Source organism: Burkholderia sp. COPS, assembly GCF_019425585.1.
GTDB lineage: Bacteria > Pseudomonadota > Gammaproteobacteria > Burkholderiales > Burkholderiaceae > Burkholderia > Burkholderia cepacia.
Map to the genome: position 1 here is coordinate 57,236 of NZ_WIXR01000007.1, position 15,759 is coordinate 72,994.

Here is a 15,759-nt window from a genome sequence, read left to right on the forward strand (position 1 = left end):
CGCGCCGCACCGTGCCGTGACGGCGCGACATCGTGGTAAGGGAAGCGGAAGCCGGATGCGCGGCGGCCTGTCGGTCGGCACTTCATGACGCCTCCGGATCGGGCGTGAGCCCCCAGCGGCGCAAACGGCCGAGCACCTGCGCCTCGATGCGCGCGGCGTGCGCGGCCTCTTCGGGCGACGCATCGTCCGCGTGCCGCTCCGTCAGCACGCGGCGTGACAGGTGTGTCGCGTCGTGCAGCGCGAGCACCTGATCCGCGAGCTGCCCGCGCTCCCGCGGCGGCAACCACGCGAACGCGCTGCGCAAGCCCGGCAACGCGAGCACGAAATCGGCGTCGTCGAGCGCGCGTATGGTCGCATCCATGCCCGCGACGAAAGCCGGTGCGCTCGCCAGTGTCTCGCGCGCCAGCGCAAGCAAACCGCCGAGCGCATCGCCGAGCGCGGCGGCCGGCATCGCCCGCAGCAGCGCCATCGCATCGTCGATGCCGGCGACGGGTTGACCGTCGTCGACGCCGGCCTGCCCCGCCAGGCCGAGCAGCGCGCCGAGCGCCGCGCCGCGACTCGCGGGCGCCGCTGTCTTATCGGCCGCCTTGCGCCGCCAGACGGCCAGCGCGCGCGACGGCTCGATCGCGAGCGGCGTGTGGCCGGCACCGTCGGCACCGGCCAGTACGTCGGCCACGATCCGGCGCAATGCGGCGTGCCCCTGCACGTGGGCGTCGAGATCGGCCGGCGGCAGCGCGGCGGCCGGCTCCAGCAACCATAGCGCGCGATCGAACCCGGCCTCGACGACGATCCGCAGCACCGGTGCATCGTTCATGCCGAGCAGATGGCCGTGACGCAGCAGCGTATGCAGGTTGCCGAGCGCCGGGGCGAGCGACTCGAAGCGCTGCTCGCGCGCGACCGCATCGTGCAGCGTGTCCAGCAGCGCGGTGCTCAGCGCTGCCAGCCCGGCCCACGCGGCGCGGTTCAGGCCATCCGCGAGCGGCGCGATGCGGCCGCCCGCCTCACGCAATTCATCCTCGAGCCGCGCGCGTGCCGCGTCGGACAGCGTCGCGCCCAATGCGCCGGCTTCGATCAGCGCCGCCTGCTGCTCGAGCGGCTCGCCGAGCTGCCAGACTTCGTCGCGCTCGCCCGACATCGCAAGCTGTGCGCCCTGGCGGCGCACGATGCCCGGTACGCGCAGCAGCGCCAGCCGGTGCAGCGCGCGGCTGCGCGCACGCCCCTGGTCGGTCAGCAGGTCGAGCGTCAGCGTGCCGTGCAGCACGATGCCGAGCGCGGCCAGCTCGTCGCGCACCGCGGCGACGAGCGGCGGTTGCGGCGTGCCGGGCGCGAGCTCGCCGGCGGCGTCGCCCGCCAGCGCATCCATCGCCTCGACCAGCACCGGATCGGTGCCGGCCCGCAGCGGCCCGCGATAGGTCCACGGCAGCGGCGCGTCGAGCGCCTCCTTCACCAGCGCGCCGGCCAGCGCGTCGAGCCAGTCGCAACGCAACGGCCGCGCGTGGCCGCGCAGGCGTGCCAGCCCTTCGGCCCGCACGTGCACGGCAATCAGGTCGGCCGTCGATACCGGCAGCTTGCGCGCGCGCAGCCGCTGCGTCACGTTCTCGAGCACGCGCCGCGCCGCCGCTTCCGCGCCGTCAGCCCAGACCCACTGGTAATAAGCCGGCGAAGGCATCCCCGATGCGTAGCCCGCGAACGCGTCGAAACGCTTGAACGTGTAAGGCACGAGATAGGAACCGTAGCGGACGCTGCGCGCAGCCCCGTCGGCGGTCGTCGAATCCGTGTCGCACGCGCTGGCGTCGTCTTCCCGTTCGTCGGGCACGGCACCGGCATCGCCGTCGATCGCGCCGGGTTCGGGCGTATCGGGCAACGCGGCCGGCCGCGTGCGCCAGAGTGTCGCCAGCGCCGGCGCGTGATAACCGCCGCAGACGACCAGCACGTCGTCCGCCTGCCCGTCGGCTTCGGCGACGGCCCACGCGATCCAGCGCGCCATCATCCGTTCGCGTGCCTGGTTGCCGAGCGAGCCCGGATCGTCGGCGCGCAGATGCGAGAAGTAGGTCGACAGGCGCGCCTCGAGTTCGTCCAGCGCGCCCGGCGTATCGCCGACGTCCTCGAACAGGTGATCCCACAGCGCATCGCGGCCTTGCACCGAGAGCGTGTCCGCCAGCGCGCGCTCGTATGCGGCAGCGCGGGCCTCGTGTTCGGCGTCCGCGACATCGGCATAGCGGTTCTCGAGCCGCGAGAACGCCGCGTGCCACGCGGGCAGGTCGATGAACCGGACCGTCGCGCCGACTTCGCGCCCCGCCTGCAATGCCTGCCATTCCGGCGAATGCTCGGCGAACGGGGTCCACGAGCCGTAATGCGCGGTATCGCCGGACAGATAGCTGTAGATCGCGATCGGCAGGCGGTGCGGACGATACAGTTCGTCTAGCCGCCCGTTGAAGTCGGCCGGCCCCTCGATCAGCACGTAGCGCGGCCGCCGTGCGCGGATGCGCTCGGCCACCAGCCGCGCGCACGCGGGGCTGTGATGGCGGATGCCGACGATGTGCGGCTGGCCGGGCGTCACGGTCTGCATGCGGCGCCTGTCAGTCGAAGTCGATGCATACGGAGGCGCCGGACGCGACGCAGCCCGACCTGCCCTTGTCGATCTCTACGCCCTTTACGCCCTTTACGCCCTTTTTGCCGTGCACGCGGCACGCATCGGGCACACGACGTTCCGGCCCGCGCATGCCGCGGCGATCGGTCGTACTCATGTCGCGCATCACGGCAGACGGTGGCGTGCCGCGTAATACGCGCGCCAATGCGCCCCTTCGCGCCGGGCGGCCTTCTGTTCGAAATAGCGGCGCAGCTTCGCGCGATCGTCGGCGTTGTCCTTGACCACGGTGCCGGCGATGCAGTCGACGAGATCCTGCGGCGACCCTTCGCGCTGCTCGAGAAACCATGCGCGCACGCCGACCGCATGGGCGACGTTCACCGCTTCGGCCGTCGACATCACCGCCGTCAGCCGGTCCATCGCGCCGTCGCTGCCCGCCGCATCGCCGGCCCCGCCGCGCAAATCGCGAAACGTGGTGACCAGCAGTTCCAGCACCGGCTGCGGCACGGCCGCCGGAATGCCGCTGCCGGCCAGCAGGCGCGCGCTGGCTTCGCGCACGAGCGCGAGTTCGCTGTCGAAGTCGAGAATCGGAAACACGGTTTCGAAATCGAAGCGCCGCTTGAGCGCCGCGCTCATCTCGTTCACGCCACGGTCGCGCGTGTTCGCGGTCGCGATAATGTTGAAGCCCTCGCGCGCGTACAGCATCCCGTGTTCGCCGTGCAGTTCGGGCACGGCCATCACGCGATCCGAGAGCATGCCGAGCAGGCAGTCCTGCACTTCCAGCGGCGCACGCGTGATTTCCTCGAAGCGCACGATCCGGCCGTCGTGCATGCCCTGGTACAGCGGCGCAGGCACGAGCGCGCGCGGGCTCGGCCCTTCGTTGATCAGCAACGCGTAGTTCCAGCCGTACTTGATCTGGTCTTCGGTGATCGATGCGCCGCCCTGGATCGTCAGCGTCGACGTGCCGCTGATCGCGGCCGCCAGCAGCTCGGACAGCATCGATTTCGCGGTGCCCGGCTCGCCGACCAGCATCAGCCCGCGCCCGGTGGCGAGCGTGACGAGCATGCGCTCGATGCTCGCGATCGGCGCGACCACCTTCGGCGCGATGCCGAGCGAGCGATCGCCGGCAATGAATGCGCGGGCGGCAGTCAGACTCAGTTGCCAGCCCGGCGGGCGTGGTTGGGCGCCATCCTGCGCCTTCAGCTGCGCGAGCTGATCGGCATACAGGACTTCAGCGGGCGGACGCTGCAATGCATGCGGTTGAGACGGAGCCATGTCTGCTTCTTCTTGTCTTGTATTCGCGGTCGGGCTCGAAGCCCTCGGAGCGCGAATTATATCGCCGCGCGCAAGATCGCGATCCGTCGATGACGGTATTTGTCATCTCATGGGCCGATCGCCGGAGCGGGCGCCGGCTTGCGATGCGTCGAGCCGGGGAGAAACCGCATCGGGCTCGCGTGGCGCAACGCGGCGGCGTCGGCCGGGCCGGAATCCGGATGACGTCCGGGGGCGGTGCCCGAAGGGAAAGCGGAATCGGGCAACCCGGGTTACCCGATCGTTAAACGGGGAAGTCATTGAATTCACGAGCACCCGGCCGTCGTGAAGCGATTCAGTTCACGACGGACAGGGTGCTCGAGTCCGGTCGCGCCGCGAGGCGACTGGAACCGACGACGCGACAGTCTCTACATCGACAAAGCGGCCGCCAACCGACGCTTTCGATCATCGCCGCGGTCGCCCGGTTGGCCCTCGTCGACCACATCCCGCACGAATCCTCGCCGGCATCGCGCCGGCGAAGATTCGTCGGCGACGGCGGGCGGCATCCCGCGTCGCCAATCCGGATCAAACCGCGATACGTGCCAGGCGGCTGCGGATGATCTCCGTCGCCTCGCTCACGATGCGCTCGACGAGTTCCTTCACGGTCGGGATATCGCGGATCAGGCCGACGACCAGGCCGCACGACCACGCGCCCGCGTCGAGCGCGCCCTCCTTCATGATGCGCGGATACACGCCGGCGACTTCTTCGGCGATATCGTCGAACCGGATGCCGGCGCCGAGCCTGCTTTCCTTTTCGAGAATGCGATCGACCGCGGCATTGCGCAGCACGCGCTCGGTATTGCGCAACGGGCGCATGACCAGGCGCGTATCCAGCTCGGAGGCCGCGACCAGCGCCTGCTTCACGTTCTCGTGCACCGGCGCCTCGCGGGTGGCGACGAAGCGCGTTCCCATGTTGACGCCGTCCGCGCCGAGCGAAAGTGCCGCAACCAGCGACCGGCCGTCAGCCATGCCGCCGGAGGCCACGAACGGAATCCTGAGTTCTTCGGCGGCGCGTGGCAGCAGAATGAAGTTCGGAATGTCGTCCTCGCCAGGGTGGCCGCCGCATTCGAATCCGTCGACGCTGACCGCATCGCAGCCAATGGACTCGGCCTTCAGCGCGTGGCGAATCGACGTGCACTTGTGGATCACCTTGATGTGCGCTTCCTTGAGCGCAGCCAGGTAGGGCTGCGGGTTGTTGCCGGCCGTTTCGACGACCTTGACCCCGCCTTCGACGATGGCCCGGATATAGCCGGGATAGTCGGGGGACGTGACGGTCGGCAGGAACGTGAGGTTCACGCCGAACGGCTTGTCGGTCATTTCGCGGCAACGCCGGATTTCAGCGGCCAGATCGGCCGGCGATCGCTGGGTCAGGCCGGTGATGATGCCGAGTCCGCCGGCGTTGGAGACTGCTGCGGCCAGCTCCGCGTACCCGACATGGTGCATGCCGCCCTGGATGATCGGATAGTCGATGCCGAAGAGTTCGGTGATCCTGGTTTTCATGATGTTTGCGGTTCAGGTTGAGACGAAAGCGCCTTCGCATGCAGGGCACGCTGCGGCCCCGACGCGCGTCACTGCGCGGCTGAATCGGCGGTGCGAAGCCGACGGAAATCCACGCTGCCGGGCAACGGAGGCGCCTGCCGCTACCCTGGGGCGGCCACATTGGCCTTCTCGTGGCCCGGACGGCACACGATACTGCGTCCCCCGCGCTGCCGGCCGCATGGCGATCCTGTCGCTGCCCGCCAACGGGCGTCAGGTTGACACGACCAGTTTCCTCTCGGGCCGAACTGCCGTACATTGGCGAAACTGACACATCGAATGCGATATCCGACACCTCATGCCTCGCGCCGCCATTCTTGCGTATGACGATTGCTACGCGTCCAGCCTGGGCGGGTTCGCCGACATCCTGCAGATCGCGAACGCGCACTGGCGACGACAAAGGGGCGATGGCAATGCGCAGTTCGAATGGCGGTTCGTTTCTCCGACGGGGAAGCCGGTCATGGCGAGCAACGGCTTGCAACTGAACACGGAGCCGATCCGGCCGCGCGAGAAGTTCGACCTGGTTTTCATTCCCAGTGCGCATTACGCGAGCGGCAAGGCCTTCGACCGGTTGCTGGCACGACAGTCGGCCGCATGCGACTGGCTGGTTTCGCAATGGAACGCGGGAGCCTACCTTGCGGCGAACTGCACCGGCACGTTCGTCCTGGCCAGAACCGGCCTCCTGGACGAGCGGCCCGCGACGACCACATGGTGGCTGGCCGATCAGTTCCGCAGCCGGTTTCCCCGCGTCGACCTTCAACTGGAACCCGTCGTCACCGAAGCCGATCGCCTGATCTGTGCCGGAGCATCGGCGTCCTACCTGCTGCAGACCATCCATGTCATCGAGCGCTTCTGCGGGGCGGCCATCGCCGCGCAGTGCGCGAAGACGATGCTGATCGACGTCAGCCAGACGAAGCAATTGCCGTATCTCCCGTTGCTGGCAGACAAGGAACACGCCGACTCGCTGGTTCACCGCGCGCAGTATTGGCTGCAGAAGAACATGACGAAGGACGTGAAGATGTCGGAGATGGCGCATGAGCTCGGCGTGAGCGAGCGCACGATCATCCGCCGGTTCCGCGCAGCGCTGAATCAGCCGCCGTTACGGTATTTGCAGAACCTGCGCATCGAAGCCGCGCGCGGCTTGCTGGAGGCCGGCGATCTCAGCCTCGAGCGGATTACGGCCCAGGTGGGATACAGCGATACCAGCTCGTTCTGCCGACTGTTCAAGGACAAGGTCGGCCTCAGCCCCGGCGCCTACCGCGATCGCTTTCGCCCCGCGGGGGAATCGTAGACAACCCGACGTGCGCGCGCCGGCACGATTCACGACCCGTTCGGTTACGATTGCCCGATCGCGCCCACGATCGAAGCGGTCGAGCCCGATGAAATGCAGCGGCGTCATACGGCGCTGCTGTCTGGCTGTCAGCAGACAACCCGAACGGCGCGCCGCGCGCGCCGTTCGATCACCCCGACCTTCGCGATGCACTATCACCCCGACGACATCTACCGGCTCTACCGGAGCGTGCCGACGCTGCTGCTGAACCGCCCGGCGCCGGCCGAACGGTTCCTGGCCGCTGCTGTCGAGACCGGCGCCGAACTCGGCCATGTGCTGCGCGACTACCCGCAGGTCCGTTACCAGCCGCTCGACTTCCACTACCTGTGCCAGCAAAGCCTGTCCGTGCTGGACGACACGCTGCTCGCCGACCTCACGGACGACATGAACGTGGGATGGCGCGGCGCGCACTGGGCCGCGCTGTTGATCGCGTTATCGGGCGATGCGCGCCATCTGCCGCACCTCGACGAAGTCAGGCGCCACCGCGGCGTCGAGTGGGCGGCCGAACTTGCGGAAGCCGCGTCCGGCCCCGATGCCGGGTCGTCGACATTCCGTGGCTGCCGGTCGATCGTGCGCCTGCGCGATCAGCTTGCCGCGTTGCCGCGCGTCGCGGTCCGCTTGCGGCCCTGGCTCTCGCCGGAAGCACTCGAAGCCAGGGCGATCGCCGTTCGTGCCGCGTATCGCGGCGGTGGCATCGAAGCCGCGCTGCCGGTTGCCCGCCGCTAGGCTCCCCGTCGGCCATCGCTCGACGGACGATCACGCGATGGTCAACTGAATCACCTGACCACGCCCTTGAGCCTTTGAGCCCATCGCAAACCCGGCGACGGTTTTCCCGCCGAACCGCCCCCTCCCCGCCTTCGTCCGCTGCGATTCCACGCGATTTCGCAGAGGACCTTTCCTGTGCAACGCCTTAATCGACCGGCGCGCGATCTCCAATAATGGCCGCTCGATCCGCCGGCCGCCGCGCCGGTCAAACGATAAAAAACTCCTTTGCATTCCTACAAGATGAACAAACACGCCAGCACTCGACTCGCGGGGACCGCCATTGCCACCTGCCTGACCGCCTTCGCGTCGGAGGGCGCACACGCGCAGAGCAGCGTGACGCTGTACGGCCTGATCGACACGTCGATCACCTACGCGACCAACCAGCGCACGCACGGCGCCGGCTCGCCGGGCAGCGGCGCCGTCGCGATGACGAGCGGCGCCCTGAACGCGTCGCGCTGGGGGTTGCGCGGCCGCGAGGATCTTGGCGGCGGGATGGCCGCGATCTTCGGGCTCGAGAACGGTTTCTCGGGCACCACCGGCGCGCTGTCGCAGAAAGGCGTCGACATGTTCGGCCGCCAGGCATGGGTCGGCGTGAGCTCGAAGACGGCCGGCGAACTCACGTTCGGCCGCCAGTACGACCTGATCCTCGATTTCGTCACGCCGCTCGGCGCATCCGGCCCCGGCTGGGGCGGCAATCTCGCGGTTCATCCGTACGACAACGACGATTCGAACCGCAACCTCCGCATCAACCAGGCGGTGAAGTACACGAGCCCGACGTATCGCGGGCTGAGGTTCGGCGCGATGTACGGGTTCTCGAACACGGCCGGCCAGTTCGCCAACAACGCGGCATGGAGCGCGGGCGTGTCGTACGCGAACGGGCCGCTGAAGCTCGGCGCCGGTTACCTGAAGATCAGCCGCGACCGCAATGCGCCGAACCCGAACGGTGCGCTCAGCACGGTCGACGGCTCGGCGACGATCACGGGCGGCAACCAGCAGATCTGGGCCGCGGCGGGCCGTTATGCGTTCGGGCCGCATTCGGTCGGCGCCGCGTGGTCGCACTCGACCACCGACGGCGTGACGGGCGTGCTCCAGGGCAGCGGCATCGCGCCGTTGAAGGGAGAATCGCTGGTGTTCGACAATTTCTCGGTCGACGGGCGCTTCGCCGTCACGCGTGCGTTGAGCCTCTCGGCCGCGTACACGTACACGATGGGCCGCTTCGACACGCGCACCGGCCAGACGCGGCCCAAATGGAACCAGGTCGTCGCGCAAGCCGACTATGCGCTGTCGAAGCGCACGGATGCGTATCTCGAGGGCGTCTACCAGAGCGTGAGCGGCGGCAACGGCAACCCCGCGTTCAACGCGACCGTCTGGACGCTGACGCCGTCGGCGAACAGCAACCAGGTCGTCGTCGCACTGGGGCTGCGGCACAAGTTCTGAAGACGAAGCACGGCGTCGCCACGCCGTCCGCGCAACGCATGCGTTTCGGCACGGCTCGATCGCATGCCCCGAGCCGCAAGGGCCGTGCCCGTGCGCGACCTTTGCGCAGTGGCATCGCGCCGCGTGACGGCACGAATGCCGCCCGGTCTGTGGCGTCGACGCAAAAAAATGCGGAGAAACTGGTCACGCTGTGACATTTTTCCTAATCTGTTTGCAGCGACGCCGAGATTTGGCGTTCCGGCCGCAACACTCTTTCATATGGCGCACCACCGGCTTACGAACATGATTCACGTCGCAGGTGCCGGATCTTTCGCGCCGTTCGGCCGGATACGGGCGTGTCGATCGCCCCACGCGTTCAATGCAGTCAACCGCTGGAGACGAACGATGAGCAAAACGAACCGATTTGCGGTCCTGACAACCGTCGTACTGCTGGCCGGTTGCCACCATGCGGCCAAGACACCCGAGAATGCCGGCATGGAGCCCGCGCCCTCGAGCGAAGCCGTCGCAACGGTGACGGCCGACGAGCTCAACAATCCGAACAGCCCGCTCGCGAAGCGCAGCATCTACTTCGATTTCGACCAGTACTCCGTCAAGCCCGAATACCAGTCGCTGCTGCAGGCACACGCCGACTACCTGCGCAGCCATCCGGCGCGGCACGTGCTGATCCAGGGCAACACCGACGAACGCGGCACGTCCGAATACAACCTGGCGCTCGGCCAACGCCGTTCGCAGGCCGTGATGAGCGCGCTCGAAACGCTCGGTGTGCAAGCCACGCAACTCGAGGCGGTCAGCCTCGGCAAGGAAAAGCCGGTCGCGCTCGGCCACGACGAGGATTCGTGGGCACAGAACCGCCGCGCGGATCTCGTCTATCGTTGATCCCGGGCCGCCGTGACGGCGGCATTCGCTTCAGGAACAGCATGGCAGCCCGCTGGTCGCGCAAGCGGCCGCGCGGTGCCGCCCCTGCCCGCATGCCCGCCCCATGCATGCGATCGGCGCGAAGGCGACCGATCGCGCAACGCTTCGCGCTCAACGCCGGCGATCGAGCCGGCGATGCAGCCAGTACGACATCACGGCCGACGTCACGATCGCATCGAGCGTGGCGATCGCGTCGATGTCGCTGAACTGGTCGATTTTCATCAGGTAACCCTCGAGTTCGACGAAACCGATCATCGCACCGGCGCCGACGACCATCCCCAGTAGCACGAACCAGCGCCGCCGGAGCCGCGTGCCGATTGCGCCCATGATGCCGCCGGTCACGGCCGCCGGCAGGAAGTAGCCGAACAGGAACGACGCGAAGAAGATCAGCGGAACCATGCCGGCACTGACTTTCAGTGCCTCCCACGACGGGCCGTCGATCAACGACCACCCGACCAGCATCACGGCCGGCCAGACGAGCGATGCGACCAGCGGGCCGCCGACCGCAAACGACAAGCAGCCGAGCACGGCGGGACGGAACGGACGCGACGACGGACGTTCAGCGGTGGCACTCATGTTTTTCGTGGTCGGAACCGGAATGGCGGCGTGCCGCAGTGTATCAACACGCCGTGCGACGACGCCGATCCGCCCCTCTCGCATTCGCCGATCCGCAAAACGCATGGAATAAACGGACCGCCCGAAACGTTTCTTCAGCGCGCAGACGCACGGTTCACGCGAACCGGCCTTTCCCGCGGCCTGCGCGTTGCAAGGAGGTGAAAATGAGATCTGCAACCTTGGCCGCGGCGCTGATCGCGGCGCTGGTGCTCGTGCTGTCGGCAGGATGTACGTCGGGCGGCGGCGCGCCGCAAGGGCCGGGCATGAGCCGGTACGGCGGCAGTGGCGCGGGAGGTGCGGGCGGTGGCGGAGGAGGCAGCGGCTACTGAAGAGCCGCCGCGAGCAGTCGGGCGACGCGTCGCGCACGAGCACCGGAAACCGGCTGAACCGCGCGCGACGCCCCGCCCGGCGGCACGACTTAACGCATGGCCTTCACGTCGGCCGGCGTGACACTCGCGGGCTGGCCGCCCCACGTCGCACGCAGGTAGTTCGCGAGCTGCGCGAGTTCGTCGTCGCTCAGCGTGTGCGCGAAACCGGGCATCGGCTGCAGGTTCTCGAACCCGGCGAACTTCTGCTCGCCGATGCCGTCGAGCATCGCGACCAGCAGGTTGCGCGGGTCGCCCTGGCGCACCGTCGAATTGCCGTTCATCGGCACCGCCACGTGCGGCTTGCCTTCGCCGTTGAAGCCGTGACACCCCGCGCAGACCGCGAGATACACCGAGCGGCCGGCCGCGAGCTGCGCGGCGTCGGCCGACACCGGCTTCACCGGTTGCGGCGCGGGCGGCGTGTCGCCCAGCAGGTACACGGACAGCGCACGCAGGTCGTCCTTCGTCATGTACTGCGTGCTCAGGTGCACGACCGGGTACATCTCGCCGAATGCCGAGCCTTGCGGCGCGATGCCGACGCCGAAGAACGTCTGCAGGTCGGCGCCCGTCCAGCCGCGCGCGGCTAGGCCGGCCGGCGTGATGTCGGGCGCGGCCACGCGGCCGAGCGCCGCGCCCGCGAACGGTTTCGCGCTGTCGAGCTGGCCCGTGAACGCGCGCGGCGTGTGGCATTCCGCGCAGTGGCCGAGCGCACCCGCCAGGTAGCGGCCGCGCTGCCAGTCGGCGGACTGGCCGGCCGAGGCATCGGGCAGGCTGTCCTTCAGGAACACCATGTCCCAGAAGACCATCCCGAAACGCAGGTTGTACGGGAACTTCAGCTCGTGCTCGCGGTTTTCCTGCGCGACCGGCCTGACGGTCTTCAGGTACGCGTACATCGCGTCGGAATCGGCACGCGTGAGCTGCCGGTACGACGTGTACGGCATCGACGGATACAGGCGCTTGCCCGGCGCCTTGCCGTCGTGCAGCGCGGCGTAGAAATCGTCCGCGCTCCAGTTGCCGATCCCGTGATCCTTGTCCGGCGTGATGTTCGAGCCGTAGAACGTGCCGAACGGCGATTCGAGGGGCGCGCCGCCGGCGAACGGCGCGCCGTCCTTCGCGGTGTGGCACGCGGCGCAATCGGCGGCCTTGACGAGATAGCGGCCGCGCGCGACCGGGTCGGCACCGGGCGCGCCGGAAGCGGCGTTCGAGGCCGGGGCGTCGTGGCCGCCGCATGCGGCGAGCAGCAGCGCGCAAGCCGCCGCGAGCACCGGGAGGCCCGCAGCCCGCGCGACACGATGAGCGAATGTGCGTTTCATGCGGCGTCCTTCACGAGTCCCGGCGTCGTCAGCACCACGTCCTTGACGGCTTCGTAGTAGCGGACATAGCCGGTGCAGCGGCAGAGGTGCGCATCGAGCGCCTCGGTGATCGTGCGCTCGACGTCGGCCTTCGCAACCGGTTCGCGCTTCAGGCGTTCGATCAGCACGGTCGCCGCGTTGACGAAACCCGGCGTGCAATAGCCGCACTGGAAGCTGAAGTGCTCGAGGAACTTCTGCTGGATCGGCGACAGCTCGACCACTTCGCCCGCTTCGTTGCGCTTCGCGTGGCCTTCGATCGTGCGGATCGTGCGGCCGTGGAAGAAATGCGCGCCGGTGATGCAGGTGCGCATTTCCTCGCTCGTGCCGTCCGGCTTGTCGACGATCACGACGCACGCGTGGCAGATGCCCTGCCCGCAGCCGAGCCGCGACCCGGTGAGGCCCGCGTATTCGTGCAGGAACTCGATCATCATCAGCCCTTCCGGCACCTGCATCGGGCCGACGGACTTGCCGTTGATGTTGATCGACAGCGGTTTCGACTGGAACCGGACGAGCGGACGCTCGACGGCGGCCGGTGCCGGGGCCAGTACGGCCGAAGCCTCGGCCGGTGCGGAAGCGCCGGTCGCAGCGGCGCTGGCGCTCGCGGCCGAAGCCGCGGTTTGGGCGGTCGTCATGCGAGCACCTCCTGAATCTTTTGCGGGGTCACCGGCAGGTCGGTGAAACGATGGCCGATCGCGTGCGCGATGCCGTTCACGATCGCGCCGACGACGGGGATCATCACCACTTCGGCGACGCCCTTCGGCGGATCGGTCTCGGACAGCGGCGGCAGCACGTCGCCCGTCTGCGTCCAGACGGCGACGTCGGATGCGCGCGGCAGCCGGTAACGGTTGAAGTTCCACGTGCCGTTGCCGGGGCCGTCTTCATACAGCGGCAGGTACTCGTGCAACGCGTGGCCGATACCCATCGCGAGACCACCCTGCAACTGGCCCGACACGAGCTGCGGCGAAATCTGGTTGCCGCATTCCATGATCGAGTGATGCGTGAGCAGCTCGACCTTGCCGGTCGCTTCGTGCACGGCCAGCTCGACCAGCGTGCCGACCGCCGTGTAGTACGTGACGGCCGCGTTGTTGCGGCTCGTCGGCGGGATGAACACGCGCTTGCGGTCCAGCACGCGGTAGCCGTTCGCGGTCGGCGCCAGCGTGCCGCGCATCGCGGTCGCGCCGGCAGGCGCGGCGGTGCCGGGCACCGGGCCGTTGTCGCCCGTCTTCGGTGCGCCGACGCGCAGCGACAGCCCGTCGATCGGCAAACGATCGACCACGCCGCCCACTTCGAACTCGGCGTCGGTCCACTGCCAGCGGTTGAACACGTGCACGACGGCGCCGGTCGGCAGGCCGAGCGCATGCGCCTGCTTCGCGAGCTGTTCGAACGACAGCGGCTCGAGACCGTCGGCGGTCAGCTTGCCGTCGACCCAGCGCGCGTCCTCGATGCGGATCGTGTACGGCGCGGCCTGGCCGCCGCCGAGGCCGCGCGTCCAGATCGACATCGCCGCCGGCCACAGGCCGTAGCGGAACACCGCGCGCGCGGCTTCGCGCGTGCTGTGCGTGAAGTAGTACGCGGAGTTCGTCGCGCTCGACGGCGACGCATAACTCGGCGACCAGCGCGGGTTCGCGCTCAGGCGATCCTGGTCGGCCTGCGACATGATGTACGGATCGCCGCTGGTCTCGACCGGCAGGTCCGGCCACTCGGTCACGGCGACCTGCACGTCCGTCGCCGGACGGCCGAGCCACTTCACGACGGCCACCGCCTGGGACGTCGACATCCCGGTGCCGATCTCGGCAGCCGTGTGGCGCAGCGACACCTTGCCGTTCTCGTCGAATTCGACCTTCGCGAACGACGCTTCCGCGCCCGTGCCGAAGTCCTTCTGCACGCACGCGAAGCCGACGCCGTAGCGCTTGCCCGGGTTCGCCGCCTCGTATTCGGCCTTGCGCGCGGCGCGGCGCGTCCACAGCGGATGCTGCCTCGAACGCTCGAGCACCTCGTCGACGCGCAGCGCGCCGGCGGGAATCGCCCCTTGCGTGTTCTTCATCCCCGAACGCAGCGCGTTGCGCAGGCGGAAATCGATCGGGTCGATGTTCAGCTGCGCGGCGATCTCGTCGACCGCCATCTCGGTCGCCGCCATGCTCTGCAGCGTGCCGTAGCCGCGCGCGGAGCCGGCATCGATCGCGCGCGATGCAATCGCCACGGCCGCGAGGTCGCTCTTCGGGAAGTAGTAGATCGATTGCGCGGCCGTCGCGCCGACCATCGCGACCGACGGCGAGAAGTTCGAGCGCCCGCCGCCGTTCGCCTCGAAGTCGCCCTTGAACGACTGCAGCAGGCCGGTGTTGCGGTCCACGGCGATCCGGTAATGCATCTTGAACGCGTGACGCTTCAGCGACGTCTGGAACTGTTCGTAGCGATCGTTCGCGAAACGCACCGGGCGGCCGTCCGCGTACAGCGCGCAGACGAGGCCGTAGAACGGCACGTTGAAGTGATCCTTCGAGCCGTAGCCGACCGTGTAGCACGGATGCACGAACAGCTTCTTCACCGGGAAGCGGCACTTCGCGACCATCGCGGCCGCGTTCTCCGCCACTTCGAGCGGCGACTGGGTCGGCACGACGAGGTGCAGCGACTGCGTCGCGGCGTCGTACCAGCAGTTCGCGTTGTCCGGTTCGAGCGCGGCGGTGTCGACCGACTGCGTGCTGTATTCGCGGTCGAACACGAGCCAGTCGGCCGACGGATGGTCGAGCTCGCTCGCGATCTGCCCGGCGAGGAACATGCCCTGCTCGTCGAGCTTGCCGTGTTCCTTGCCGTCCGGCCACACCGGCAGGTGCTTGCGCATCATGCTCGGAAAGATCGGCGCGTCCTTCAGGCTCGAATAGACATCGTCGTCGTAGGCCGTCTTGCCGCCCACGCGCACGTAGCGGAAGGTGCCCCACGGATCGCGCTCGAGCGGGCCCGTGACCGCGCCGTAGCGGATCACGTCGTCGCGGAACTTGAGCGCGTTCTTCGCGAAGCGGAAGCGCGCGAAGTCGTGATAGATGAGGATCGCGACCGCATGGCCGAGATACGCGGGCGTCTTGCCGGCGGGCAGCAGCATGTCGTCGCCGTAGAACGCCGGGAACGCGACGCCGTCGCGCACGAGATCGTCGGCCGTGACCACGCGGTCCGGTTTCAGCTCGTCGCCCAGCAGCGAAAGGTCGAAGCCTTCGTACGTGCGGTCGGCCTGCGTGACGCGCAGGATCAGCGCATGAGACTGCTGCTGCGGCCAGTGCGGCATGTCGGCTGCGCGCACGTCACGGGCGAACACTTTCGAGCCCGTGACCTTCGCGATGCCGTCGATGCGGAATTGGGGGATGCCGGTGACGCTATCCCATTTGACGGGGGTGAGGAGTTTTTCTTCGAAGAGCGCCGCGAACGCGCGGCTGCCCAGGGGCGCGACATATACTGCGACGCCCGCCAGCACGCTGGCTTTCAGAAAACCCCGCCGTGACAGGCCGTGGTTTTTCATTGGGGGGAACCTCCTGATACGGCTCGGACGGCGATCGGATG

The 15,759-nt window shown here is 68.4% G+C and carries 12 protein-coding genes; 5 read left to right on the forward strand and 7 right to left on the reverse strand.

Going from position 1 to position 15,759, the window contains the following annotated elements; all coding sequences use genetic code 11:
* Positions 1-82 precede the first annotated feature (82 nt).
* The 3 genes from FOZ70_RS05055 to FOZ70_RS05065 form a co-directional block, all read right to left on the reverse strand.
* On the reverse strand, positions 83-2,569 hold the full coding sequence (locus tag FOZ70_RS05055; protein WP_219705080.1) for a DUF5682 family protein: 2,487 nt from the start codon (positions 2,567-2,569) through the stop codon (positions 83-85).
* A gap of 186 nt (positions 2,570-2,755) precedes the next feature.
* Positions 2,756-3,862: an AAA family ATPase gene (locus FOZ70_RS05060; RefSeq protein ID WP_021158777.1), complete on the reverse strand. Its 1,107-nt coding sequence runs from the start codon at positions 3,860-3,862 to the stop codon at positions 2,756-2,758.
* Positions 3,863-4,423: 561 nt separating this feature from the next.
* Positions 4,424-5,398 (reverse strand): nitronate monooxygenase family protein, encoded by a 975-nt coding sequence (locus tag FOZ70_RS05065; RefSeq protein ID WP_059484897.1) that lies wholly within the window; start codon positions 5,396-5,398, stop codon positions 4,424-4,426.
* 334 nt (positions 5,399-5,732) lie between these two features.
* Here FOZ70_RS05065 and FOZ70_RS05070 point away from each other — a divergent pair, with 334 nt between their 5' ends.
* From FOZ70_RS05070 to pal, 4 genes are all read left to right on the forward strand, one after another.
* Entirely contained in the window at positions 5,733-6,725 is a 993-nt protein-coding gene (locus FOZ70_RS05070; RefSeq protein ID WP_048024642.1) for a helix-turn-helix domain-containing protein, read from the forward strand.
* A 186-nt stretch (positions 6,726-6,911) separates the two neighbouring features.
* Positions 6,912-7,490: a hypothetical protein gene (locus FOZ70_RS05075; protein WP_059651062.1), complete on the forward strand. Its 579-nt coding sequence runs from the start codon at positions 6,912-6,914 to the stop codon at positions 7,488-7,490.
* Positions 7,491-7,769: 279 nt separating this feature from the next.
* On the forward strand, positions 7,770-8,966 hold the full coding sequence (locus FOZ70_RS05080) for a porin (protein ID WP_042974289.1): 1,197 nt from the start codon (positions 7,770-7,772) through the stop codon (positions 8,964-8,966).
* Positions 8,967-9,350: 384 nt separating this feature from the next.
* Positions 9,351-9,842, forward strand: coding sequence for a peptidoglycan-associated lipoprotein Pal (gene pal, locus FOZ70_RS05085; protein ID WP_042974287.1), 492 nt, complete (start codon positions 9,351-9,353; stop codon positions 9,840-9,842).
* Positions 9,843-9,992: 150 nt separating this feature from the next.
* Here pal and FOZ70_RS05090 read toward each other — a convergent pair whose 3' ends face one another.
* Positions 9,993-10,457, reverse strand: coding sequence for a hypothetical protein (locus FOZ70_RS05090; RefSeq protein ID WP_059588809.1), 465 nt, complete (start codon positions 10,455-10,457; stop codon positions 9,993-9,995).
* A gap of 203 nt (positions 10,458-10,660) precedes the next feature.
* Between FOZ70_RS05090 and FOZ70_RS05095 the strand changes: the two genes are divergently transcribed.
* On the forward strand, positions 10,661-10,825 hold the full coding sequence (locus tag FOZ70_RS05095; RefSeq protein WP_165580347.1) for a hypothetical protein: 165 nt from the start codon (positions 10,661-10,663) through the stop codon (positions 10,823-10,825).
* An 89-nt stretch (positions 10,826-10,914) separates the two neighbouring features.
* On the opposite strand, the gene FOZ70_RS05100 is transcribed toward FOZ70_RS05095, so the two are convergent.
* The 3 genes from FOZ70_RS05100 to FOZ70_RS05110 are packed head-to-tail and all read right to left on the reverse strand — an operon-like array spanning position 10,915 to position 15,718.
* Positions 10,915-12,174, reverse strand: coding sequence for a cytochrome c (locus FOZ70_RS05100; protein WP_059492212.1), 1,260 nt, complete (start codon positions 12,172-12,174; stop codon positions 10,915-10,917).
* Positions 12,171-12,845, reverse strand: a complete 675-nt coding sequence (locus tag FOZ70_RS05105) for a (2Fe-2S)-binding protein (RefSeq protein WP_059650643.1) — start codon at positions 12,843-12,845, stop codon at positions 12,171-12,173. The genes FOZ70_RS05100 and FOZ70_RS05105 overlap by 4 nt, the downstream gene beginning before the upstream one ends.
* Positions 12,842-15,718, reverse strand: coding sequence for a molybdopterin cofactor-binding domain-containing protein (locus FOZ70_RS05110; RefSeq protein ID WP_059650640.1), 2,877 nt, complete (start codon positions 15,716-15,718; stop codon positions 12,842-12,844). The genes FOZ70_RS05105 and FOZ70_RS05110 overlap by 4 nt, the downstream gene beginning before the upstream one ends.
* Between the last annotated feature and the right edge of the window lie 41 nt (positions 15,719-15,759).